A 23213-nucleotide genomic window follows, 5' to 3' on the forward strand; every position below is an offset into this window, starting at 1 on the left:
GCAAGGGCAACACCATGACCTATCTCGTGCTCAAGGGCCTCACCAAGCGCTACGGCGAGGCAACCGCGGTGGACGATCTGAGCCTGTCGGTGGCCAAGGGCGAGTTCGTCTCGCTGCTGGGCCCCTCGGGCTGCGGCAAGACCACCACCCTGCAGATGATCGCGGGCTTCGTGCCGCCCACCGCGGGCAGCATCGAACTCGACGGCCGCGATCTGTCGCGCATGCCGGCCAACAAGCGCGGGTTGGGCATGGTGTTCCAGAACTACGCGTTGTTCCCGCACATGACGGCCGCGGAAAACGTGGCGTTCGGCCTGGAGATGCGCAACATCGCCAGGCGCGAGCGCACCGAGCGGGTCGGCCAGGCGCTCGAGCTGGTCGGCCTGTCGCACCTGGCCGACCGCCATCCCGCGCGCATGTCGGGCGGCCAGCAGCAACGCGTGGCGCTGGCGCGTGCGCTGGTGATCAAGCCCAGCCTGCTGCTGCTCGACGAGCCGCTGTCCAACCTCGATGCCAAGCTGCGCGAGGAAATGCAGCTGGAGCTGCGCTCGATCCAGCGCACGGTGGGCACCACCACCGTGCTGGTCACGCACGATCAATCCGAGGCCATGGCGCTGTCGGATCGCGTGGTGGTGATGAACCAGGGCCGCGTCGAGCAGGTGGCGGATCCGGTGGATGCCTACGAGGTGCCGGCCACGCGTTTCGTCGGCGGCTTCCTGGGCAAGGCGAACGTGTTCCACCCCGCCGCGAGCGCTGCGGCCGGCGGCGGCCGCGCGCAGGTGGGCGAGGCCCACATCACGCTCGACGGCGCGGCGCTGCCGCAGGGCGCGGTGATCGTGCGGCCCGAGAAGATCCATTTCGGCGAGGCGGCGCTCTGTGCCTTGCCCGGCCGCATCAAGACCCGCGTGTTCCAGGGCAATCACTGGCTCTGCCAGGTCGAGACCTCGGTGGGCGACGTGCTGGTGATGCGCCAGAACGACGGCACCGCGGTGCCGGCCGAGGGCGAGACGGTGCACCTGCACTGGCGCGCCGAAGACATGCGCGGCGTCGGCCGGGGCGAGGCCGCATGAGCGAACGCCACAACCCCTGGCTGCTGAGCACGCCGGCGCTGGCGGTGTATGCGACCTTCCTGATCGTGCCGCTCGCGCTGGTGTTCCTGATCAGCTTCTTCAACTTCGATTTCTACGGTGGCATCCAGGCCGCGCTCAACTGGGAAAACTACGCCGAGATCCTGGGCGACAGCTATTACTACGAGATCTACGCGCGCACCTTCGGCGTGGCCGCGCTGGTCACGCTGGCCTGCCTGGTGCTGGGCACGGCCGAGGCCTATGTGCTGTCGCGCATGGCCAATCCCTGGAAGGGCCTGTTCCTGATGGTGGTGCTGGGTCCGCTGCTGATCTCGGTGGTGGTGCGCACGCTCGGCTGGGCGCTGCTGTTCGGTTCCACCGGCCTCATCAACCGCGCCCTGATGGCGCTGGGCGTGCTGTCGCAGCCGATCGACCTGATGTACAGCAACCTGGGCGTGGGCATCGCGCTCACGCACGTGCTGGTGCCGTTCATGGTGATCTCGGTGTGGGCCTCGCTGCAGCGGATCAATCCGTCGACCGAGGCGGCCGCGCTGTCGCTGGGCGCGAGCCAGTTCACCGTGATCCGCCGCGTGATCGTGCCGCAGGTCATGCCGGGCATCCTGTCGGGCTCCATCATGGTGTTCGCGATGGCGGCGAGCGCGTTCGCCACGCCCGCCATCATCGGCGGACGCCGGCTCAAGACCGTGGCGACCGCCGCCTACGACGAGTTTCTGAACACGCTCAACTGGCCGCTCGGCGCGGCGCTGGCCATGCTGCTGCTGCTGGCCACCGTGATCGTGCTGCTGGCGGCCAACCGCATCATCGAACGGCGCTACGGCGCGGTGTTCAACTGAAGGAGGCCGGCATGACATTCCGCAACGGCCCGATCGGCCTCATCTTCCACACGCTGTTCATCGCCTTCATTCTTGCGCCCATCGTGATGGTGTGCGCGGTGGCGTTCACCAGCGAAGGTTTCATCTCGCTGCCGACCAACGGCCTGTCGCTGCGCTGGTTCCGCGCCATACTCGACAATCCGCGCTTCATGGAGGCGTTCTGGTTCAGCCTCGGCCTGGGCGCGCTGTCGGCCACGGTGGCGGTGGTGCTGGCGGTGCCGGGGGCGCTGGCCATCGCGCGCAACCGCTTCCGCGGCCGCGAGGCGCTGCTGGCCTTCTTCATGTCGCCGCTGATGATCCCGCACGTGGTGCTGGGCCTGGCCTTCCTGAAGTTCTTCACCTCGATCGGGCTGGTGGGCACCTACTTCGGCCTGGTGATGGCGCACATCATCATCATCATGCCGTATGCGCTGCGCCTGGTGCTGGCCAGCGCCACCGGCATCGACCCCTCGCTGGAGCGCGCCGCGCTGTCGCTGGGCGCCTCGTCGGCCACGGCGTTTCGCCGCGTGGTGCTGCCGCTGATCCTGCCGGGCGTGGTGAGCGGCTGGGTCATCGCGTTCATCACCAGCTTCGACGAGCTGACGATGTCGATTTTCATCGCCTCCCCCTCGACCACGACGCTGCCGGTGCGTATCTTCCTGCATATCGAAGACACCATCGATCCGCTCGTGACGGCGGTGTCCGCGGTGCTGATCTACGTGACGCTGATCGCGATCTTCGTGCTGGATCGCTGGATCGGACTGGAAAAACTGTTTGTGGGCAAAGGACGGTAATGCATAGCGAAGCGAATGCGGCGCACGCCGGCCAGGGCGTGTACGACGCGCTGGTGGTGGGCGGCGGCCTGGTGGGATCCGCGCTGGCCTGGGGCCTGGCGCGCGAGCTCGAACGCGTGGCGGTACTCGACGAGGGCGACGTGGCCTATCGCGCCTCGCGCGGCAACTTCGGCCTGGTGTGGGTGCAGAGCAAGGGCATGGGCATGCCGCGCTACGGCGTGTGGACCATGCGCTCGGCGGGCCTGTGGCCGCAGCTGGCGGCCACGCTGCTCGAGGAAACCGGCGTGGACGTGCGGCTCGAACAGAACGGCGGCCTGCACGTGCTGCTCAGCGACGAGGAGGTCGCGGCGCGCGCGAAGTTCATGGAGACCCTGCAGGCGCAGCCCGGCATGGCGCAGTACCCCTGGAAGCTGCTCGACCGGCACGAGCTGGCCGACATGCTGCCCGGCGTGGGGCCCGACGTGCGCGGCGCGACCTGGACGCCGGTCGATGGCATCGCCAATCCGCTCAAGCTGCTGCGTGCGCTGCACACGGCGTTTGCACGCGTGGGCGTGGATTATCTGCCGCGCCGGCCCGCGCAGCAGATCCGCCGCGCGGGCGAGCTCTACGAGGTCCAGACCCCCGAGGGCACGGTGCGCGCGCGCAAGATCGTGCTGGCCAGCGGCCTGTCCAACAAGGCGCTCGGCGAGCAGGTCGGCCTGGATGTGCCGGTGCGGCCGCAGCGCGGCCAGATCATCGTGATGGAGCGCACCCGCCGCGTCCTCGAGACGCCGCTGTCGACGCTGCGCCAGATGGACGAGGGCTCGTGGCTCATCGGCGACTCGCAGGAAGAGGCGGGCTACGCCGACCAGGACGTCGGCCTGCCGGTTCTCGGCACGCTGGCCGACCGGGCGGTGCGCACCCTGCCGGCGCTGCGCGACGTGCGGGTGGTGCGCAGCTGGGCGGCGCTGCGCGTAATGTCCAAGGATGGTTTTCCGATCTATCAGCAATCCGAATCCTGCCCCGGCGTATTCGTGGCCACCTGTCACAGCGGTGTGACGCTGGCGGCCGCCCACGCGCTGGCGCTGGCGCCCATGATCGTGGCCGGCAGGCTCGATGAAGACATGGCGCCGTTTTCCACCGGGAGATTTCATGTTCAAGAGGCTTGAGGCGGCGCAGCAGCCGGCACGAAGCGCGCCGGTCGAGATCCACGTCAACGGCCAGCCCGTGCAGGCGCGTGCGGGCGACAGCGTGGCCGCGGCGTTGTTCGCCGCCGGCATGGACGCCTGCCGCGACACCGCGGTCAACGAGGTGGCGCGCGGGCCCTTCTGCATGATGGGCGTGTGCTACGACTGCCTGGTCACGATCGACGGGCAACCCAACCGCCAGGGCTGCATGACGCCCGTGGCGCCTGGCATGAAGATCGAGCGCCAGCTGGGCGCGCGCAAGGTATGACGATGAAGCAGACGACGTGTGAATTGCTGGTGGTGGGCGCGGGTCCGGCCGGCCTCGCGGCCGCCACGGAGGCCGCGCGGGCCGGGGTCGACGTGATCCTGCTCGACGAGCAGCCGGCGCCGGGCGGCCAGATCTATCGCGCCATCACGACCACGCCGGTCACCGACCGCAAGGTGCTGGGCGAGGACTACTGGCACGGCAGCGAGCTGGTCGGCCCGTTCCAGGCCAGCGGCGCGCGCTACGAGCCGCGCGCCACCGTGTGGGCAGTGTCGCGCATGACCGCGCCGCAGCCCGACGAGGGTTTCGAGGTGGCGTACTCGGTGGATGGCGAGGCGCGGCTGCTGCATGCGCGCGAGATCCTGCTGGCCACCGGCGCGCAGGAGCGGCCCTTCCCGATTCCGGGCTGGACGCTGCCCGGCGTGATCACGGCCGGCGCGGCGCAGATCCTGCTCAAGTCGGCGGGCGTGGTGCCGGGCAGCCGCACCGTGCTGGCGGGCTGTGGCCCGCTGCTGTTCCTGGTGGCCTGGCAGTATCTCAATGCCGGCGTGAAGATCGACGCCATCCTCGAGACCACCCCGCCGGGCCGGCTGGGCAAGGCCCTGCCGCACGCCTTCGACTTCCTGCGTTCGCCCTATCTGGCCAAGGGCCTGAAGCTGATGCGCGCGGTCAAGCGCGAGATCCGCATCGTGCGCAACGTCTCGGCGCTGCGCGCGCTGGGCGACGGCCACGTGCAGCGCGTCGCCTACACGTCGGCCAGCGGCGCGGGCGAACTGCCCGTCGACCAGCTGCTGCTGCATCAGGGCGTGGTGCCCAACGTGAATCTGTCGCGCGCGCTCGGCCTCGAACACGACTGGAACGCGGCGCTCGATTGCTGGGAGCCGCGTCTCGATGCGTGGGGCGCGAGCAGCGTGCCCGGCATCGCCATCGCGGGCGACGGCGCCGGCATCGCGGGCGCGCTGGCGGCCGAAGAGCGCGGCCGCATCGCCGCGCTCGGCATCGCCGCGCGGCTGGGCCGCATCGACACGGCCCGGCGCGATGAGCGAGCCGCCGCGCCGCGCGCCGCGCTGGCGCGCGCCACGCGCGGCCGCGCCTTCTTCGACACGCTGTATCGCGCACCCGACGCGTTCCGCCGGCCCACCGGCGACACCATCGTGTGCCGCTGCGAGGAGGTCACCGCGCAGCAGGTGCGCGAGACGGTCAAGCTGGGCTGCAGCGGCCCCAACCAGATGAAGTCGTTCCTGCGTTGCGGCATGGGTCCGTGCCAGGGCCGCTATTGCGGGCTGACGGTGACCGAGCTCATCGCCGACGAGCGCGGCGTGCCCACGCAGGACGTCGGCTATTACCGCCTGCGCTTCCCGACCAAGCCGCTCACGCTCGGCGAGCTCGCCTCGCTGCCGCAGACCGACGCGTCGCGCCAGGCCGTCGTGCGGTTGAAGAAATGAGCGCACCCGGCGGTTCGCGTCATGCGCAGGTCATCGTCATCGGTGGCGGGCTGCATGGCAGCTCCGCCGCCTTGCACCTCGCGCGCGCGGGCGTGGCCGCGCTCGTGCTCGAGAAGAATTACGTGGGGCGTCATGCCTCGGGCGTGAATGCGGGCGGCGTGCGCACGCTCTCGCGCCACGTGGCCGAGATTCCGCTGGCGCTGGCCTCGCGCGAGCTCTGGTACCGCATCGGCGACCTGGTCGACGACGACTGCGGCTACGAGCAGCACGGCCAGGTGCGGGTCGCGGAGAACGAGGCCGACGTGGCCACGCTCACGCGCCGGCGCGCACAGCTGCGGGCGCTGGGTTACGAACACGAGGAGTGGATCGACGCCGGTGCGCTGCGCGCGCTGGTGCCGGCGCTCGCGCCCTCGGTGCTGGGCGGCCTGATCGTGCGCGGCGATGGCGCCGCCGATCCCTACCGCACCACGCTGGCGTTCCGACGCAAGGCAGCCTCGCTCGGCGCCCGCTTTGCCGAGGGCGTGCGGGTGCTGCAGACGCGCCGCGAGGCACGCCAGTGGATCGTCAGCACCGACGCGGGCGACTACACCTGCGAAACGCTGGTGAACTGTGCCGGCGCCTGGGCCGATCGCATCGCCGCGCAATGGGACGAGCCGGTGCCGCTTTTGCCCATCAGCCCGATGATGCTGGTGACGCTGCGCATGCCGCACTTTCTCGATCCCGTGGTGCTGGGCACCGGGCGGCCGCTGTCGTTCAAGCAGCGCAGCAACGGCACCGTGCTGATCGGCGGTGGCCGGCGCGCCTGGGTCGATCGCGACGCGGAGGCCACCGAGCTCGACTTCCGCTCGCTCGGCGAAGGTGCACGCACCGTGTGCGACCTGTTTCCGCACATGCGCGAGGCCGTCGTCAATCGCGGCTGGGCCGGCATCGAGGCGGCCATGCCCGACGAGATCCCGGTGATCGGCCCGAGCCTGCGGCGCGAACAGGCCTTCCACGCCTTCGGGTTCTCGGCCCATGGCTTCGAGCTCGGGCCCATCGTGGGCAGCATCCTGGCCGATCTCATCACGCGCGGCGAGGCGGCCCTGCCGATCGCGCCGTTTGCCGTGAATCGTTTCGAAGCGGGCGTGGCGCACGCCGCCCCGCACTGATTCATCCACGCCCTCACGGGCCCAAAGGAGCTAGGCGCAGCATGAGCAGCAACATCACCCGCATCGATTCGAACGAACGACTCTCGCGCATCGTGATCCACGGCGACACGGTGTACGTGGCCGGCGTCACCTCGCGCGCCGAAGGCGGCGTGGCCGCGCAGACGCGCGACGCGCTTGCGAAGATCGACGGCTACCTGGCGCAGGCCGGCACCGACAAGACCCGCCTGCTGTCGGTGCAGATCTGGCTCAAGGACATCGACCGTGATTTCGCCGCGATGAACGGCGTTTGGGGCGAGTGGGCGCCGCGCGAGGCCATGCCCACGCGCGCCACCTGCGAGGCCAAGCTGGCCGCGCCCGAACTGCTGGTGGAAATCATCGTGACGGCGGCGCGCGCGTAACGGCGCGCACCGCCCCTCGCCCGCGGCGTCAGCGCCGCAGGCGGAAGTCGACCGACGCGGGGCGGCCCGGCAGGGCCAGCTCCGCGCGCACCGGCGCCGTGCGCGCAATGATGCGGCCGCCGCGGATCACCGCGAGGCGCGCCGCGCGCAGGCGGATCGCCTCGACCGGATCGCCGGCCTGCAGCAGCACCAGGTCGGCGCGCTTGCCGACCGCCAGGCCGACGTCGTCCAGGCCGAGGATGGCGGCCGGCGTTTCGGTCACGGCCTTGAAACAGGCCAGCATCGCATCGCGGCCGGTCATCTGGGCCACGTGCAGGCCCATGTGCGCCACTTCCAGCATGTCGCCGCCGCCCAGGCTGTACCAGGGGTCCATCACGCAATCGTGGCCGAACGCCACCGGCACGCCGGCGGCCAGCAGCTCGGGCACGCGCGTCATGCCGCGGCGCTTCGGATAGGTGTCGTGGCGGCCCTGCAGTGTGATGTTGATCAGCGGATTGGCGATGGCGGCCACGCCGGCCTCGCGGATCAGCGGGATCAGCTTGGACACGTAGTAGTTGTCCATCGAATGCATCGAGGTCAGGTGCGAGCCCGTGACGCGGCCGTGCAGGCCGAGCCGCTGCGACTGGTACGCCAGCGATTCGATGTGGCGCGACAGCGGATCGTCGCTCTCGTCGCAATGCATGTCCACGCGCAGGCCGCGTTCGGCGGCCAGCTCGCACAGGATGCGCACCGATTCGGCGCCGTCCTGCATGGTGCGTTCGAAGTGCGGGATGCCGCCCACCACGTCCACGCCCATGTCGAGCGCACGCTTGAGGTTGTCGAGCGCGGCCGGCGCACGCAGCACGCCGTCCTGCGGGAAGGCCACCAGTTGCAGGTCGAGATAAGGTTTGACCTGCTCGCGCACGTGCAGCAGCGCTTCCACCGCCAGCAGGCGCGGGTCGCATACGTCGACGTGGCTGCGGATCGCCAGCAGGCCGCGGCCCACGGCCCAGTCGCAGTACGCCAGCGCGCGCTCGACCAGCGCCTCCTGCGTGAGCAGCGGCTTGAGCTCGCCCCACAGCGCGATGCCTTCGAGCAGCGTGCCCGATTCGTTCACGCGCGGCAGGCCATACGACAGCGTCGAGTCCATGTGGAAGTGCGCGTCGACGAAGGGCGTGGAGACCAGTTGCCCCTGCGCGTCCAGCACGTCGCCGGCTTCGGCAGCCAGTTGCGGCTCGATGGCGGCGATGCGGCCATCGCGCACGCCGATGTCGAGCGGGCCGCGGCCGTCGGGCAGCACGGCCTGCTTGATGATGAGATCGAACATGTGGGTACTCCGGTAGATCAGCGTTCGCCCTTGCGATAGGGCTTCATCAGCGCCTGCGGGTAGGCGGCGCGGCGCGCCACGACCACCAGGGCGAGGATGGAAAGAATGTAGGGCAGCATCAGGTAGACCTGATACGGCAGCTCGGGCAGGCCCGGCAGCGCGGCGCCCGCCTGTTGCAGGCGCAACTGGATGGCGTCGAAGAAGGCGAACACCAGCGCGCCCAGCAAGGCCTTGCCGGGCCGCCACGAGGCGAACACCACCAGCGCCACGCAGATCCAGCCCCGGCCGTTGACCATGTTGAAGAAGAAGGCGTTGAAGGCCGACAGCGTGAGGAAGCTGCCCGCGATGCCCATCAGCGCGGAGCCCGCCACGATGGCGCTCATGCGCAGCTTCGTCACCGACAGGCCCTGCCCTTCGGCCGCGGCGGGATTCTCGCCCACCATGCGCAGCGCCAGGCCGGCCGGCGTGCGGTTGAGCAGCCAGGCCACCAGCGGCACGGCGATCAGCGCCAGCAGTGTCATGGGCGTGAGCCCGGCCAGCACCGGCCCGAACAGCGGAATGCCGGCGAGCGCCTTCATCTCGGCGAAGGGCACGATGGTGGGCGGGGTGGTGACGCTCGGGAACGTCACGCGGTAGGCAAAGTAGCTCAGGCTGGTCGCCAGCATCGTGACGCCCAGGCCCGAGACGTGTTGCGACAGGCCCAGCGGCACCGTGAGCACCGCATGCAGCAGGCCGAACACCGCGCCGGCGAATGCCGCCGCGACCACGCCGAGCCAGAGCGGCGCGCCCAGGTAGACGGCGAGCCAGCCGCTGAAGGCGCCCGCCACCATGATGCCCTCGATGCCGAGGTTCAGCACGCCGGCACGCTCGCACATCAGCACGCCCAGCGTGCCGAGAATCAGCGGCGTCGCCAGGCGCAGCGCGGCGATCCAGAATGCCGCCGAGCCGAGTAGATCCATCCATTCCATGACTCGGTCCTCAAGCGGGGTTGCGGCGCACGCGATACTGCGCAAACAGCGTCGCCACCAACATGGACAAAAGCGAAGTCGCCACGATGACGTCGGCGATGTAGTTGGGCACGGCGATGGCGCGGCTCATGCTGTCGGCACCGACCAGCATGCCGGCCACGAACACGCTGGCCGCGATCACGCCCAGCGGATGCAGGCCGGCCAGCATCGCCACCACCACGCCGGTGTAGCCGTAGCCCGGCGACATATCCAGCGTCACGTAGCTGGTGCGGCCCGCCACCTCGATCGCGCCGGCCAGCCCGGCCAGCGCGCCCGACAGCATCGCGGTGCACAGCATCACGCGGCTCACCGGCAGGCCCAGGAAGCGCGCGGCGTGGGCGTTGCCGCCGACCGCGCGCATCTGGAAGCCAAATACGGTGTAGCGGTTCACCAGCCACAGCGCCACCGCCAGCCCGGCCGCCCACAGCAGGCCGGTGTGGGCGCGGGTGCGCTCGATCAGCTTGCCCAGTTCGAGGTCGGGGTTGAGCGCGACCGATTGCGGCCAGCCCATCGCCATGGGATCTTTCATCGGGCCGTCCAGCATCATCGACACGAACAGCAGCACGATGAAGTTGCCCAGCAGCGTGGTCACCACTTCGTCGACGCCCAGGCGCGACTTGAGAATGGCGGGGATCAGCAGCAGCACGGCACCGGCCAGCGCGGCCGCCAGCAGCATGCCGCCGAACAGCACCGGCACCGGCAGGTCCAGGCCCACGCCGCCATGCATGCCGCCCACGGCGACCGCGGCGAGCGCGCCCATGTAGAGCTGCCCTTCCGCGCCGATGTTGAAGAGCCGCGCGCGGAACGCGACCGCGCAGGCCAGGCCCGTGAGCATCAGCGGCGTGGCGCGCGTGAGCGTCTCGGACAGCGCGAAGCGCGAGCCGAAGGCGCCCTCGAACAGCAAGGCGTAGGTGCGGCCCACGGGCGCGCCGGCCCAGGCCACCAGCAGCGTGCAGATCAGCAGGGTGAAGGCGATCGCGGCCAGGGGCGCGACGGCCAGTGCGAAGCGGCTGGGTTCGGTCCGCCGCTCCAGTATCAAACTCATGATGAAGCTCCAGTCATGGCCAGCCCGACGGTGGCGGGTGTCCATTGATCCACCGGCTTGTCGGCCACCAGCTTGCCGGCGCACAGCACGGCGATGCGGTCGGCCAGCGCGAAGATCTCTTCGAGGTCTTCGGAGACCAGCAGGATGCCGGCGCCGCGCGCCCGCGCGGCCAGCAATTGCTCGCGCACGTAGGCGACCGCGCCGATGTCCAGGCCCCAGGTCGGCTGGTCGGCCACGATCAGGCGCGGTTCGCGCGTGAGGGCGCGGCCCAGGATCAGTTTCTGCATATTGCCGCCCGACAGGCTGCGGGTGCGCACCGACAGCGAGGCCGCGCGCACGTCGTAGCGGGTCGCGAGGTCGCGCGCATAGGCCTGCGCCTCGCGCGCGCGGATCACGCCGAAACGCGCGAAGCGCGGGTCGTCGAGGTCTTCGACGATGGCGTTTTCCCACAGCGGGCTGTCGCCGAGCACGCCTTCGTGATGGCGGTCTTCGGGAATGCGGCCGACGCCGGCGGCGGTCCAGCCCGCCGGGGTGGCGGGCGCGGCCGCGCTTTCCGGACCGAGCCGGATGGTGCCGTCGGCGGGATGGCGCAGGCCGGTGAGCACCGACACGAGCGCCTGCTGGCCGTTGCCGGCCACGCCCGCGATCGCGACGATCTCGTGTTCGTGCACGGTGAGGTCGAGCGCATCGAGCTGCGGCACGGCGGCGGCGTTGTCGCGCACCGTGACCTGCGACAGGCGCAACACCGGCGCCACCTGCTCGCGCGCGGGCACGGGCTGCGCATGCGGCATCACCACCTTGCGGCCCACCATCAGCTCGGCCAGTTCGGCCGCCGAGGTGGCGGCGGTGTCGCGCTCGGCCACGAGCTTGCCCTGGCGCAGCACGGCGACGCGTTGCGACACGGCCATCACTTCGTCGAGCTTGTGCGAGATGAAGATGACCGCCAGGCCGTCGGCGACGAAGCCGCGCAGCGTGGCGAACAGCGCCTGCGATTCCTGCGGCGTGAGCACGGCGGTGGGCTCATCGAGGATGAGCACGCGCGCGCCGCGATACAGCGCCTTGAGGATTTCGACGCGCTGCTTCTCGCCCACCGACAGCGTGCCCACGCGCGCGTCGGGATTGATGGCGAGGCCGAAGCGCTGGCCCAGCGCCACCAGCTTCTCGCGCGCGCGCTTGCGCGCGGAGGCGAACTTCCACAGCGATTCCGTGCCGACCATCACGTTGTCGAGCACGGTCATGTTGTCGGCCAGCGTGAAGTGCTGGTGCACCATGCCGATGCCGGCGGCCAGCGCCGCGTCGGGACGCCCCGGCGGCAGCGGCTGGCCGAAGACGTCGATGCGCCCGGCGTCGGCCACGTAGTGGCCGAACAGGATCGAGACCAGCGTGGACTTGCCCGCGCCGTTCTCGCCGAGCAACGCGAGCACCTCGCCCGCGCGCAGCGAGAGCGAGATGTCGTCGTTGGCCGTGAGGCTGCCGAAGCGCTTGGTCACCCCCGTGAGGCGGAGGGCGAGAGCGGCGTCATTCATTTGGCGGTCGACTTGGGTTCGCTGTCGACGACCTTGACGGTGAAGCTGCCGTCGAGGATGGCCTTCTGTTTGGCTTCGACCTTGGCCATCAGGTCGGCGGGCACCTTGCCGGCGAACGTGCCGAGCGGCGCGAGCTCCGAGCCCTTGAACTTCATCATCGAGTACTGGCCGTAGTCTTCGGCCTTGAAGTCGCCGGCCTTGACCTTGGCGAGGGCCTGCTCGATGGTGGGCTCCATGTTCCACAGCGCCGAGGCCACGACGGTCTCAGGGTACTGGGCCTGGGTGTTGACCACGTTGCCGATGGCGAGCTTGCCGCGCTCCTTGGCCGCATCCGACACGCCGAAACGCTCGGCGTAGAGCACGTCCGCGCCCTTGTCGATCATGGCGAAGGCGGCTTCCTTGGCCTTCGGGGGATCGAACCACGAGCCGATGAAGGTCACGGTGAAGGTGACGTTCGGGTTGGTTTCCTTGGCGCCTTCCATGAAGGCCTGCATCAGGCGGTTCACTTCGGGAATCGGGTAGCCGCCGATCAGGCCGATCTTGCCCGACTTGCTCATGCCGCCGGCGATCATGCCGCTCAGATAGGCCGGCTCCTGGATGTAGTTGTCGAACACCGAGAAGTTGGGCTGGGCCGGCTTGCCCGAGGAACCCATCAGGAAGGCGGTCTTGGGGTAGTCCTTCGCGACCTTGCGGGCGGCCGCCTCGACCGCGAACGCTTCACCGACGATCAGGTTGTTGCCCTGCTCGGCGTACTGGCGCAGCACGCGCTCGTAGTCGGCGTTGGTGACGTTTTCCGAGAACACGTATTCGATCTCGCCCTTCTCCTTGGCGGCCGACAGCGCCTTGTGGATGCGCGACACCCACTGCTGTTCCACCGGCACCGTGTAGATGGCGGCGACCTTGGTCTTGGCCGGCGCCTGCGCGTGGGCGGTGGCGCCCAGCAGCACCAGGCTGACGGCCATGCCCAGCTTGAGCAGGCCGCGGCGCGCCATGCCCGGCGCGCGGGAGAGAGACGAGAGAGTCATCGAAGATTCCTAATGGGAGAAAGAGAGAGATGCAGAACGGGCCGGTACGGCCGGGCGGAGGCCGGCGGCAGCCTGCATTCTTAAAAGCAATATGTATGCCATTGCCACGACGGGCGGCGGGCGGCGAAGGCCGCGCCCGATATCGGGGCATGACGCACCAGGATGGGAATTGTACGCACCGACGCGGTGCCTTGCCCACTGACGCCGCCCGACACGCCATCAGGGCTGTTGCGCCGCCGGCACGCGGGCGGGCCTAGAATGGCGAAGCGCTCAATTCCGGTTCCTCCCATGCAAGACATCCTGACCCTGCTGCAGCAATACGGCGGCTGGCTCGTATTTTTCAACGTGCTGGTCGAACAGGCCGGCCTGCCCGTGCCGGCCTATCCGATGCTGATCGCCGCAGGCGCCGTCGCGGGCGGCGCGGGCGGCTGGATCGCCGCCTGGCTGGCGGCCGCGCTGGCCTGTCTGCTGGCCGATTCGGCCTGGTACCTGGCCGGGCGCCGTTACGGCGCGCGCCTGCTGGGCCTGGTGTGCAAGGTGTCGCTGTCGCAGGATTCCTGCATCCGCCAGACCCAGGGCCTCTATCTGCGCGTCGGTCCGCGCATCCTGCTGATCTCCAAATTCCTGCCCGGCGCCGGCGCGCTCGGCACCGTCATGGCCGGCCTCACGGGCACGCCCTACCGCCGTTTCGTGCTCTACGACCTGGCCGGCGCGCTGATCTGGTCGGGCTCGGCACTGCTCGTCGGTGCACTGTTTTCGAGCATCGTCAGCGACATCCTCGACGGCCTCGACCGCTATGGCGCGCTCGGCCTGGGCGTGATCGCCGCCGCCCTGGCGCTGTATCTCGGCTGGAAGGCGCTGCGGCGCTGGGTGCTGCTGCGCACGCTGCGCGTGATTCCGCGCCTGTCGGTCGAAGACCTGCTGCAGTGGCGCGCCGACGGCCGCACCCCGGTCATCATCGACGTGCGCCCGGAGGCGGCCGGCGATTCCATCGCGCGGATCCCGGGGGCGATCGCGTTCGACGTGCGGGCGCCGCTCAAGGGCCTGGCCTTCCCCGAGGGCGCCGACCCGGGCGACACCCCCATCGTGGTCTATTGCGCCTGCCCCAACGAGATTTCGGCGGCGCGGCTGGCCACGCGCCTGCGCGCGGCCGGCTACACCCGCATCTGGGCGCTGCGCGGCGGCTACGACGCCTGGGCCAGCCTGGCCGCCCAGGCCAGCGCCGACGCCATGGTTCAAGCGCCGGACGAAGACGCCACCGCCCGGGCGCATTGAGCGGTCGCGGCGCATAATGCCGCTGCAATCGCGGCACGGGCCGCGCAACGACAAGGGTGGAGATATGCGGATTCTGGTTCTGGGCGCCGGCGGTACCGGCGGTTACTTCGGCGGCCGTGCCGCGCAGGCGGGCGCCGACGTCACGTTTCTGGTGCGGCCCGCGCGCGCCGAGCGGCTGCGGGCCGAGGGCCTGCGCATCCAGAGCCCGCGCGGCGACGCGGTGGTGCCGGTGCAGATCGTCACGGCCGACGCGCTCGAGCCCGGCTACGACGTCATCATCCTGAGCTGCAAGGCCTACGACCTGGACAGCGCCATCCAGGCGATCCGCCCGGCCGTGGGCGAGCACACCGCCGTGCTGCCCATCATGAACGGCGTGCTGCAGTACGACCTGCTCGACCGCGCGTTCGGCGCGCAGCGCGTCTACGGCGGCCTGTGCCAGATCAACGCCACGCTCGGCAAGGACGGCGAGGTGATCCACATGGGCCAGCACGCCAATTTCGTGTTCGGCGAGCGCGCCGGCGAGGCGCGCAGCGCGCGCGCGGTCGCGCTCGACGCGGTGCTGTCCAAGGCCGATTTCAGCTGCCGCCTGAGCGACGAGATCTACCAGGACATCTGGGAAAAATACATGTTCCTGACCACGCTGGCCGCCGCCACCTGCCTGATGCGCGGCAGCGTGGGCCAGATCTGCTCGCAGCCCGACGGCGCGGTCTTCCTGCGCGAGCTGCTGCGCGAATCGCAGCAGGTCGCGGCCGCCTCCGGCTTCCCGGCGCGGCCCGCGGCCGAGGAGCACGCGCTCAAGGTGTTCACCGATCCCGCCCAGCCCATGACCGCATCGATGTTCCGCGACCTGCGCCAGGGCCTGCGCGTGGAGGCCGACCACATCGTCGGCGACATGATCGCGCGCGGCGCGCAGCAGGGCGTCGCCACGCCGCTGCTGCGCCTGGCCTACACCCATCTGCAGGTGTATCAGGCCCAGCGCGCCGCGGCCTGAGCCGGGCTCGTGCGCCGTTGATTCGCATCATTTCGCGCAACAGTATGTCTGCTGCCCGGGGCTAGGCCAGCCCCGGCGGCGGGCATAGCATGGAACTTCCCGGCGCCCTCTTCCCTGCGGCGCCCAGCAGACGGAGTTCCTTCCATGAAAGTCGCAGTCATCGGTATCAGCGGGCGCGTGGGCGCGCGCGTGGCGGACGAATTGTTGCGCCGTAATCATCAAGTCGTGGGCATTGCCCGCAAGCCCGCCGACGTGGCGGCCCGTCCCGGCCTCGAGATGAAGGCGGGCGACGCCAACGATCCGGCCGCGCTGGCCGCGCTGATCCGGGGCGCCGACGCCGTCATCAGCGCAGGCCGCTTCCTGTCGCTGGGCGCCGAGCCCGTGCTGGCCGCCGTGCGCCAGGCCGGCGTGCCGCGCCTGTTGGTGGTCGGCGGCGCGGGCAGCCTCGAGATCGCGCCGGGCAAGCGCCTGATCGACCTCCCCGAGTTCCCCGCCGAGTACAAGGCCGAGGCCAGCGCCGGCGCCGATTTCCTGCAGGCGCTGCGCGCCGAGTCGCAGATCGACTGGACCTTCCTCTCGCCCGCCGCGCTGTTCGAGCCGGGCGAGCGCACCGGCACGTTCCGCGTGGGCGGCGACCAGCTGCTGGCCGATGCGCAGGGCAACAGCCACATCTCGATGGAGGACTACGCCATCGCGCTGGTCGACGAGCTCGAAGCGCCCAAGCATTCGCGGCGTCGCTTCAGCGTTGCGTACTGACCGCAGCGCGCGCGCAAGCTGTCGGGCCGGCGCCTTGCGCCGGCCTTTTCTTTGTAAACTGGGCTGCCACTCTCCCATCGATGGCATCGGATCCGCATGAAGTTCAAGACGCTGATTTTGGCCGCCGCCGCGGCGCTCTGCCTGGCGGGCGCCGCGCCGGTTTTTGCGCAGAACGCGCAACAGAACAAGGAAACCGTGCTCGCCTTCTTCCGCCTGATGTTCCAGGAACACAAGGTCGAGGAGGCGGTGACGCGCTATGTGGACAGCCGCTACGTGCAGCACAACCCCTATCTCGATGACGGCGTGGGGCCGCTGACCGAATTCTTCATTCCCTATTTCGAACAGCACCCGCAGGCCAGCGCCGAGATCAAGCGCGTGATCGCCGAGGGCGACCTGGTGGTGATCCACAACCACTGGAAGGAAACGCCGGATGATCGCGGCCAGGCCGTGATCGACATCTTCCGCGTGGCCAATGGCAAGATCGTCGAGCACTGGGACGTGAGCCAGGAGATTCCCGAGAATCCCGCCAACCGCAACGGCATGTTCTGAGGCGCCCATGACCGCCCCGTTCCCGACCTTCATGCAGCCGGTCGCGCTGCCGCGCAGCTACCTGCTGCTCAACCATGGCCCCACCGTGCTGGTGAGCGCCGCCCACGGCGGCGAGCAGAATGTGATGGCCGCGGCCTGGGCCATGCCGCTGGACTTCGACCCGCCCAAGATGCTGGTGGTGGTCGACAAGGGCACGCACACCCGCCACCTGATCGAGGCGTCGGGCGAGTTCGCGCTGTGCGTGCCGGCGCGCGAGCAGGCGCAGGCCACGCTCACCGCGGGCACGCTGTCCGGCCGCGACGGCGACAAGTTCGCGCGCAGCGGCCTGGCGCCGGTGCCGGCCTCGATCATCGGCGCGCCGCTGGTGGAAAACTGCCTGGCCTGGCTCGAGTGCAAGGTGATTCCCGAGCCGCACAACGAGCAGCGCTACGACCTCTTCATCGGCGAAGTGGTGGCGGCCTGGGCGGATGTGCGCGCGTTCTCCGGCAATCGCTGGCATTTCCCCGCGCCCGAGCGGCGCAGCATCCACTACGTCGCGGGCGGCACCTTCTTCGCGACCGGCGACGCGTTCTCGCTCGCAGACCCCGCCGCCCCTCAGGAGTAAGCATGCGCCGCATCTATCTGGCGGGATTCGATGTGTTTCGCGCCGATGCGGTGGCGCACGGCGAGCGGCTCAAGGCGCTGTGCCGCGAGCACGGCTTCGAGGGGCTCTACCCGCTCGACAACGCGCTGCCCGCCGAGCTGTCGGGCGATGCCGCCGCGGGCTGGATCTATCGCCAGAACGTGACGCTGATCCGCCGCGCCGACCTGGTGATGGCCAATCTCAACCCGTTTCGCGGCCACGAGCCCGACTCCGGCACTGCCTTCGAGGTCGGTTATGCGGTGGCGCTGGGCAAGCCCGTGTGGGCCTATACCGGCCAGGACCGGCCGCTGATCGAGCAGGTGCCCGGCACCGTGCGCGACGGCCTGCACGTCGATGCCGACGGCTACACGGTGGAAGATTTCGGCCGGCCGCTGAACCTCATGCTGGCGCAGAGCGCGCGCGTGGTCACGGGCGATGCGCGGGCCTGCCTGCGCAGCATGGCCGCCGCGGCCTGAGCCGCGACGGGAGGCCGCTGGCGCGCGCTTGCGCGCACCGGCGGACCGGCCCTCAGGCGACCAGTTCGGCGTCCGCGGTCTGCGCCTGCGCGGCCAGGTGCTCGGCCAGCTCGGCGATGGTGAGCGCCACCAGGCCCTGGGCCGCGGCATAGCGCTCGAGCGCGGCGCCGCGCATCATGGTGCCATCGGGATTCATCAGTTCGCACAGCACGCCTGCCGGGCGCTGGCCCGCCAGCACGGCCAGGTCGACCGAGCCTTCGGTGTGGCCGCGGCGCGTGAGCACGCCACCCGGTTGCGCGCGCAACGGAAACACGTGGCCGGGGCTGACGATGTCGGCCGGATCGGCATCGGCGGCGATGGCGGCGCGGATCGTGGTGACGCGATCGACGGCCGAAACGCCGGTGCTCACGCCTTCGCGCGCCTCGATCGACACGGTGAACGCGGTGCTGAAGCGGCTCTGGTTGCGCGTGACCATGGCCGGCAGGTCGAGCCGGTCGAGCACGTCGCCGGGCAGGCACAGGCAGACGATGCCGCTGCCGTCGCGGATCAGCTGGGCCATCACGGGCACGGTGAGTTTGTCGGCGGCGACGATCAGGTCGGCTTCGTTCTCGCGATCGAAGTCGTCCATCAGGATCACGGGGCGGCCGATGCGCAGGTGCTGCAACGCGCGTTCGAGGCGAACGGCGAAGGGCTGGGCGTATAGCGGGGAAACGGAGTTGCTTTGAAGCTGGGACATTGAAACGCTCTCGCTGGTAGGTAAGGGGCGAAAAACGTTTCAGGGCTACATGACAGCCGGACGCAATGCACGACGAGCGGCCATACGCCGCCCGCGAGGGGATCGTGCCGGCACATCTTCTCTCATCCGGACTGTGACCGTCGGCTCTGGCATCGCACCAGATCTGCTGACCCTGGCGCGCATCCACGGATGCATGCCAGGCGCTCGCGGGCTCGTCGCATTGCGCGACATACCGCCGGTGGGGAGTTTCGCCCCGCCCTGAAGACGTACTGCATGGCCGTATCTCGGATACGGCTCAGACCATTGTACGCCTGCCGGGCGGCGTGGCCGGAATACCCGCGTCGGCGCGAGGGGCGCCGACGCCGGGATCAGGCTTGCGCGTCGCCGTCGGCGGCCTTCTTGGCCGCGCCTTTGCGCGGCGCGGCTTTCTTGGCTGCCGCCTTCTTCGCGGCGGCCTTCCTGGCCGGCGCGGCGGCGTCGGGCTGCGCGACGGCTTTCTTCGCGGCCTTCTTCGGCGCGGCCTTCTTTGCCGCTTTTTTCGGCGCGGCCTGCTGCGGCGCCGTCTCGGTCACCGCGTCCGCGACCGCGTCGGCGACCGCGTCTGCCGTGGCCTGCTTCGGGGCCGCCTTCTTCGGGGCCGCCTTTTTCGGTGCGGCCTTCTTCGGCGCGGGCTTTTCCGCCGGTTGCGCATCGACGCCGCCGGACGCCTCCCGCGCGGGCTCCACCTGCTTGCCGGTGCGGCGCTTGGCCGGCTTCTCGGCCAGCTTGCCGATCTGCTCGGCGTGGCGTTCCTGGGCCTTCTTCACGAGCTTCTTCGACAGCGCCAGCATGGTGTGGCGGCACGACGGCGTGCCGCACAGGCAGCGGTAGCCTTCCTGCAGCGACTTGGTGATCTTGCCGTCGAGCACGAGGCCGTAGTCATAGAACAGCTCTTCGCCCGCGGCGATCTCGCGCAGCGCCACGATGTAGACGCGCTTGCCGTGGCGGCCTTCCTGCGCTTCGCAGTTGGGCTCGCAGCAGTGGTTGATCCAGCGCGCGTCGTTGCCCTCGTCGCCGCCGTCGATCACCTTGCCCGAGCTGAGCGCGAAGAAGAAGGTGTGGAACGGATCGTCCGGATTGGTGGGGTGGCGACGGTCGGCCTCCGCCGCGCTGATGCGCGTGCCGCCGTACTCGATGATGCGGGTGCCGGCGGGAATCGTGCGCGCGGCGAACACGCCGTTGCCGTGCAGCTTGGAGCGGCGCACGACGTGCCAGGGGTTGATGCGATCGGTGGTCATGGGCGATGGGATTTTTGTGGCGTCGCGCACTGGCGATGGAGGGAAGCGGCGCGCACTGGCGACCGGTCAAGCGCGCATTATATCGACGCGAATGCGACGCGGACTGTCACAATCGGTGTGCCGTGGCGCGGGGGCGGACAGCGGCGTATAGTTGCGCCGCACTGGCGCGGCGCACGGCCCGCGGCCACTTCATCTTTACCTGCACGCCATGATCATTCGTCCGCGTCACACCGCTTTCGGGCTGTTCTTCATCCTGCGCGGTTCCATCATCCCCAACATCCTGTCGCGGCTGATCTTCATCGTGCTGTGGAGCTGCCTGGTGGCCTGGCTGTACCAGGCCGGGCACTTCGTGCCGGGGCACCTGAGCTCGATGCCGTTCTTCTCGCTGTTCGGCCTCGCGCTGTCGGTGTTCATGGGCTTTCGCAACAACGTCTGCTACGACCGCTGGTGGGAGGCGCGCAAGCAGTGGGGCAACCTGATCGTGCAGGCCCGCACCCTCACGCGCGAAACGGTGGCGCTCGCCGATCCCGAGCTGGCGCGGCGCCAGGGGCTGCGCATCGTGGCGATGGCCCACGCGCTGGTGGCGCGGCTGCGCGACCAGGACGCGCTCGATGCGGCGCGGCCGTGGCTGCCGGCCCAGGCCCAGGCCAGCCTCGCGTCCTGTCGCAACGTGCCGCAGGCGCTGCTGGCCGAGCTCACCCGCGACTACATCGCGGCGCAGCGCGCCGGCCACTACGGCGAGATCACCTGCCAGGGCCTGCTGCGCAGCGTGCGCGAATGCGGCGCCATCCACGCGGCCTGCGAACGCATCAAGAACACGCCCACGCCCTTCGCCTATACGCTGCTCCTGCACCGCACGGCGTGGCTGTTCTGTCTGTTGCTGCCGCTCGGCCTGGTCGGCGCGCTCGGCGCCCTCACGCCCCTGGCGATCGCCATCGTGGCCTACACCTTCTTCGGCCTCGACGCGCTCGGCGACCAGCTCGAAGAGCCCTTCGGCCTGGACACCAACGACCTGCCCCTGTCGGCCCTGGCGCGCCAGATCGAGATCGACGTGCGCGAAACGCTGGGCGACACCGACCTGCCCGAGCCGCTGCTGCCGCAGGGTTATCTGCTGCAGTAACGCCCGGCCTCAGCCGGCGAGCACATCGGCGGCCGCCAGCATGCCGCCGAACACGCATTCGGCCAGCCGCCCGGGAAAGCCTGCGGGCAGGCGGTCCCGCACCGAACGGATGACCTCCGGGGTGCGCGCGACGAGCGCGTCGATCACGGCCTCGACGCCGCTGCCATCGGGACTGACGACGCCATGTGCGGCACCGGTCTCGAGCCAGTGCCGGCGCCGGATGTCCCGCATCACCCAGTGCGGGTTTTTCGCGCGCACGGCCATCGCCATTCGAGCCTTGAACGGCGACAGCATGTTGGGTCCGGAGCCGATGATCGGGTAAGCCGAGATCACGTCGTAGAGCGGCGTGAGCGCGTAGGCGCCGCCCTCGCGCAGGAAGAGGCTGAAGTTCTTCGCGTGGCCATCCGTGGCGCGCAGCATCCAGAACAACACCTGGGCCTGAAAGAAGAGGTGGCGATCGCGCTCGGGCGCGACCGAGGTCGCCAGGACCTTCATGATCTCCCGCACGCCGGGGCCGCCGTCCGCCTCGTAGCGCAGATGGGGCGGCGTTGCCGTGGCCTGGCACATGTCCTCTTGCGGCAGACGCAGCAGCCGGCGTCGACCCTGCGCGTCGGTCCACCAGGCGCGGTCGAAGCGCTCGACCGCCAGCACTTTCATGTCTTCGAATTGCAAGGGTTGCGCATGCGCCACCGGCAGTCCGTAAGCGCGCAGGATCTCCGAGCAGAGCCATTCGTTCTCGACGGATTCGCTCAAGTCGAACTTCAGGTTGCCGACCAGGCCGAGGGGCAGCTTGAAAATGTGGCTGGTGGGCGTTGTGCCCCGCGTCCGGCACCATCGGCCGTCCCACCAGAGCAAGGCGGCTTTTTCCTGGGCGCCGGCGATGGAAATGCGGAAGTCGTCGTTCACCGCCGGATCGCTGCCCGGCGGCGCGGGCGCCACGGTGTAGCGCAGTATCTGTGCAACCTCGGCCTCGCTCAGGGGCGTGGCTTCGATCTGGCCGGCCGGCGCAGGCGGCTGGCCGTCAGGCAGCACGCGCAGCGCACCCACGCAATCCCGGCCGGTTTCGCTCAACAGCGCGAAGGCATCGGTCGAGCGCGTGTGGAAGCGCCGCGCGACGCGCTCGCGGATGTCCTTGCTGTCGGGCAACAGGTTTTCGAAATAGGCGCGCACCGCGGGGCCGCGGTGGGGCCGATTGCCCGGCGTGAACGGCAGCGACAACGACAGCGGCCGGCCCTGTGCCGACGCTGCCCATGCGGCGTCGTACTGCAGCTCGTCGCCCGTGCGGGGCTGCTGGCGCCAGGTGCCGACGAACGCATCATTCATCCAGAGCTGTAGCGTCTGCGAATGCGGCCGGCGTCCCACGTTTCACCACCGCGGGCCGGTTGACGGGGCCGGCGGCGTATCGCCTTCCTGGCGCAGCACCATCTGCACGCCGAGCAGGCTCAGCAGTTCCAGCAGGCGTCCGGCGCTGACCTTCTCGGCGTTGCGCTCGAGCGCCGACAGGGTCTGCTGCGTGACGCCCAGGCGCAGCGCCGCGTCGGCCTGGGTCAGCCCGGCCTGCTTGCGAAAGCTCTGCAGCAAGGTCGGCAGTTGTTGGGCGGTGCGGACGGTGAAATCGGGCATGGCGGAGCGGGAGGGAAACCGGGGGGGCGTACAAATCCTAGTTTGTAAACGCGGTTTACGCAATATGGTTTGTATTTTGCAGATACAGCCCTTGGTTTGTATTCTGCTTTTACAGCGCACAGACTGTATCCGGCGCGTCGAAGCGCGCCGGCCGTCTCACACCGGCGCGGTCGGCGGCTCGAGCAGCGGCAGGCGGGTTTCCTTCAGGCTGCGCAGCACGAAGCAGGACTTGCTGTGGCGGATGCCGGGAATGCGGTAGAGGCGCTGGCGCAGCAGGCGCTCGTAGTCGCGCGTGTCGCGCACGGCGATGCGGATGTAGTAGTCGTAGTCGCCCGACACCAGGAACGCCTCGAGCACCTCCGGAATCTCGGCCAGGGCGCGGCCGAACTCGTACAGCGTTTCCTCGCTGTGGCTCTCCAGGGTCACGTGCACGATCACGGTGTCGGTGTAGCCGAGCTTGGCCGGGTCGAGGTCCACCGTATAGCCCCGGATCACGCCCGCCGTTTCCATGCGCTTGATGCGGTTCCAGCAGGGCGTGGACGACAGGCCCACGGCCGCGCCGATCTCGTTGAGGCTGGCCCGCGCGTTGTCCTGCAGGGCGCGCAAAATCGCGAGGTCGAACTTGTCGAGGTGCATTTTTCTTTGGTTCGGCGTTTTAAAAGGTCAATTTACTGTGCCGACCGGGATTTTGGGGAAAAGAAGATAAAAATTCTTCCCGATCCCCCCT

General features: G+C 69.7%; 24 protein-coding genes, 1 pseudogene and 1 riboswitch. Of the genes and pseudogenes, 15 read left to right on the forward strand and 10 right to left on the reverse strand.

Annotation, left to right across the window (positions count from 1 at the left end; genetic code table 11):
- Window positions 1-14 precede the first annotated feature (14 nt).
- From CEG14_RS00245 to CEG14_RS00280, 8 genes are read left to right on the forward strand one after another with little or no spacing between them, the layout of a single operon-like run.
- Window positions 15-1067: an ABC transporter ATP-binding protein gene (locus tag CEG14_RS00245; protein WP_094824352.1), complete on the forward strand. Its 1053-nt coding sequence runs from the start codon at window positions 15-17 to the stop codon at window positions 1065-1067.
- Window positions 1064-1918 carry an ABC transporter permease gene (locus CEG14_RS00250; protein ID WP_094824353.1) on the forward strand — a complete coding sequence of 285 codons (855 nt, stop codon included), beginning with the start codon at window positions 1064-1066 and terminating at the stop codon, window positions 1916-1918. The genes CEG14_RS00245 and CEG14_RS00250 overlap by 4 nt, the downstream gene beginning before the upstream one ends.
- Window positions 1919-1929: 11 nt before the next feature.
- Window positions 1930-2730 carry an ABC transporter permease gene (locus tag CEG14_RS00255; RefSeq protein WP_094824354.1) on the forward strand — a complete coding sequence of 267 codons (801 nt, stop codon included), beginning with the start codon at window positions 1930-1932 and terminating at the stop codon, window positions 2728-2730.
- Window positions 2730-3878 carry an NAD(P)/FAD-dependent oxidoreductase gene (locus tag CEG14_RS00260; RefSeq protein WP_094824355.1) on the forward strand — a complete coding sequence of 383 codons (1149 nt, stop codon included), beginning with the start codon at window positions 2730-2732 and terminating at the stop codon, window positions 3876-3878. The genes CEG14_RS00255 and CEG14_RS00260 overlap by 1 nt, the downstream gene beginning before the upstream one ends.
- Window positions 3862-4164, forward strand: a complete 303-nt coding sequence (locus tag CEG14_RS00265; RefSeq protein WP_094824356.1) for a (2Fe-2S)-binding protein — start codon at window positions 3862-3864, stop codon at window positions 4162-4164. Before CEG14_RS00260 ends, CEG14_RS00265 begins: the two co-directional genes overlap by 17 nt.
- Complete coding sequence (locus tag CEG14_RS00270; protein ID WP_094824357.1) at window positions 4161-5606, forward strand: FAD/NAD(P)-dependent oxidoreductase; 1446 nt, start codon at window positions 4161-4163, stop codon at window positions 5604-5606. The genes CEG14_RS00265 and CEG14_RS00270 overlap by 4 nt, the downstream gene beginning before the upstream one ends.
- On the forward strand, window positions 5603-6754 hold the full coding sequence (locus CEG14_RS00275; RefSeq protein ID WP_094824358.1) for an NAD(P)/FAD-dependent oxidoreductase: 1152 nt from the start codon (window positions 5603-5605) through the stop codon (window positions 6752-6754). Before CEG14_RS00270 ends, CEG14_RS00275 begins: the two co-directional genes overlap by 4 nt.
- A 41-nt stretch (window positions 6755-6795) precedes the next feature.
- Window positions 6796-7152: a RidA family protein gene (locus CEG14_RS00280; protein WP_094824359.1), complete on the forward strand. Its 357-nt coding sequence runs from the start codon at window positions 6796-6798 to the stop codon at window positions 7150-7152.
- 28 nt (window positions 7153-7180) lie between these two features.
- Here the strand turns inward: CEG14_RS00280 and CEG14_RS00285 are convergent, their stop codons facing one another.
- The 5 genes from CEG14_RS00285 to CEG14_RS00305 are packed head-to-tail and all read right to left on the reverse strand — an operon-like array spanning window position 7181 to window position 13061.
- Window positions 7181-8458: an amidohydrolase family protein gene (locus CEG14_RS00285; protein WP_094824360.1), complete on the reverse strand. Its 1278-nt coding sequence runs from the start codon at window positions 8456-8458 to the stop codon at window positions 7181-7183.
- Window positions 8459-8475: 17 nt separating this feature from the next.
- Window positions 8476-9426, reverse strand: a complete 951-nt coding sequence (locus CEG14_RS00290; RefSeq protein WP_094824361.1) for an ABC transporter permease — start codon at window positions 9424-9426, stop codon at window positions 8476-8478.
- 10 nt (window positions 9427-9436) lie between these two features.
- Window positions 9437-10510 carry an ABC transporter permease gene (locus tag CEG14_RS00295; protein ID WP_094824362.1) on the reverse strand — a complete coding sequence of 358 codons (1074 nt, stop codon included), beginning with the start codon at window positions 10508-10510 and terminating at the stop codon, window positions 9437-9439.
- Entirely contained in the window at window positions 10507-12036 is a 1530-nt protein-coding gene (locus CEG14_RS00300; RefSeq protein ID WP_094824363.1) for an ABC transporter ATP-binding protein, read from the reverse strand. Before CEG14_RS00300 ends, CEG14_RS00295 begins: the two co-directional genes overlap by 4 nt.
- On the reverse strand, window positions 12033-13061 hold the full coding sequence (locus CEG14_RS00305; protein ID WP_094824364.1) for a BMP family protein: 1029 nt from the start codon (window positions 13059-13061) through the stop codon (window positions 12033-12035). Before CEG14_RS00305 ends, CEG14_RS00300 begins: the two co-directional genes overlap by 4 nt.
- A gap of 288 nt (window positions 13062-13349) precedes the next feature.
- Between CEG14_RS00305 and CEG14_RS00310 the strand changes: the two genes are divergently transcribed.
- The 6 genes from CEG14_RS00310 to CEG14_RS00335 all read left to right on the forward strand — a co-directional run bounded on the left by CEG14_RS00310 (window position 13350) and on the right by CEG14_RS00335 (window position 17730).
- The gene (locus CEG14_RS00310; RefSeq protein WP_094824365.1) at window positions 13350-14336 is read left to right on the forward strand and encodes a DedA family protein/thiosulfate sulfurtransferase GlpE; all 987 of its coding nucleotides are present in this window, start codon (window positions 13350-13352) and stop codon (window positions 14334-14336) included.
- 64 nt (window positions 14337-14400) lie between these two features.
- The gene (panE, locus tag CEG14_RS00315) at window positions 14401-15327 is read left to right on the forward strand and encodes a 2-dehydropantoate 2-reductase (protein ID WP_094824366.1); all 927 of its coding nucleotides are present in this window, start codon (window positions 14401-14403) and stop codon (window positions 15325-15327) included.
- Between the two features lie 144 nt (window positions 15328-15471).
- Window positions 15472-16083, forward strand: a complete 612-nt coding sequence (locus CEG14_RS00320) for an NAD(P)-dependent oxidoreductase (protein WP_094824367.1) — start codon at window positions 15472-15474, stop codon at window positions 16081-16083.
- Between the two features lie 96 nt (window positions 16084-16179).
- The gene (locus CEG14_RS00325) at window positions 16180-16632 is read left to right on the forward strand and encodes a nuclear transport factor 2 family protein (protein ID WP_094824368.1); all 453 of its coding nucleotides are present in this window, start codon (window positions 16180-16182) and stop codon (window positions 16630-16632) included.
- 7 nt (window positions 16633-16639) lie between these two features.
- Window positions 16640-17236 carry a flavin reductase family protein gene (locus tag CEG14_RS00330; RefSeq protein ID WP_094824369.1) on the forward strand — a complete coding sequence of 199 codons (597 nt, stop codon included), beginning with the start codon at window positions 16640-16642 and terminating at the stop codon, window positions 17234-17236.
- Between the two features lie 2 nt (window positions 17237-17238).
- A complete protein-coding gene (locus CEG14_RS00335) occupies window positions 17239-17730 on the forward strand; it encodes a nucleoside 2-deoxyribosyltransferase (protein ID WP_094824370.1) in 492 nt (163 codons plus the stop codon).
- 52 nt (window positions 17731-17782) lie between these two features.
- Here the strand turns inward: CEG14_RS00335 and ribB are convergent, their stop codons facing one another.
- Window positions 17783-18466, reverse strand: coding sequence for a 3,4-dihydroxy-2-butanone-4-phosphate synthase (gene ribB / locus CEG14_RS00340; RefSeq protein WP_094824371.1), 684 nt, complete (start codon window positions 18464-18466; stop codon window positions 17783-17785).
- Between the two features lie 110 nt (window positions 18467-18576).
- Window positions 18577-18736: riboswitch (FMN riboswitch) on the reverse strand.
- Window positions 18737-19242: 506 nt separating this feature from the next.
- A pseudogene (locus CEG14_RS00345) lies at window positions 19243-19743 on the reverse strand (SET domain-containing protein); the annotation flags it as partial.
- A 208-nt stretch (window positions 19744-19951) separates the two neighbouring features.
- On the opposite strand from CEG14_RS00345, the gene CEG14_RS00350 reads away from it, so the two are divergent.
- The gene (locus tag CEG14_RS00350) at window positions 19952-20863 is read left to right on the forward strand and encodes a bestrophin family protein (protein ID WP_094824372.1); all 912 of its coding nucleotides are present in this window, start codon (window positions 19952-19954) and stop codon (window positions 20861-20863) included.
- A gap of 9 nt (window positions 20864-20872) precedes the next feature.
- Here the strand turns inward: CEG14_RS00350 and CEG14_RS00355 are convergent, their stop codons facing one another.
- The 3 genes from CEG14_RS00355 to CEG14_RS00365 form a co-directional block, all read right to left on the reverse strand.
- Window positions 20873-22225, reverse strand: coding sequence for a type II toxin-antitoxin system HipA family toxin (locus CEG14_RS00355; protein WP_441299860.1), 1353 nt, complete (start codon window positions 22223-22225; stop codon window positions 20873-20875).
- 3 nt (window positions 22226-22228) lie between these two features.
- The gene (locus CEG14_RS00360) at window positions 22229-22486 is read right to left on the reverse strand and encodes a helix-turn-helix transcriptional regulator (protein WP_094824374.1); all 258 of its coding nucleotides are present in this window, start codon (window positions 22484-22486) and stop codon (window positions 22229-22231) included.
- 156 nt (window positions 22487-22642) lie between these two features.
- Window positions 22643-23122, reverse strand: coding sequence for an Lrp/AsnC family transcriptional regulator (locus CEG14_RS00365; RefSeq protein WP_094824375.1), 480 nt, complete (start codon window positions 23120-23122; stop codon window positions 22643-22645).
- Window positions 23123-23213: the final 91 nt, after the last annotated feature.

Source organism: Bordetella genomosp. 1 (assembly GCF_002261335.1).
Lineage (GTDB): Bacteria > Pseudomonadota > Gammaproteobacteria > Burkholderiales > Burkholderiaceae_B > Bordetella.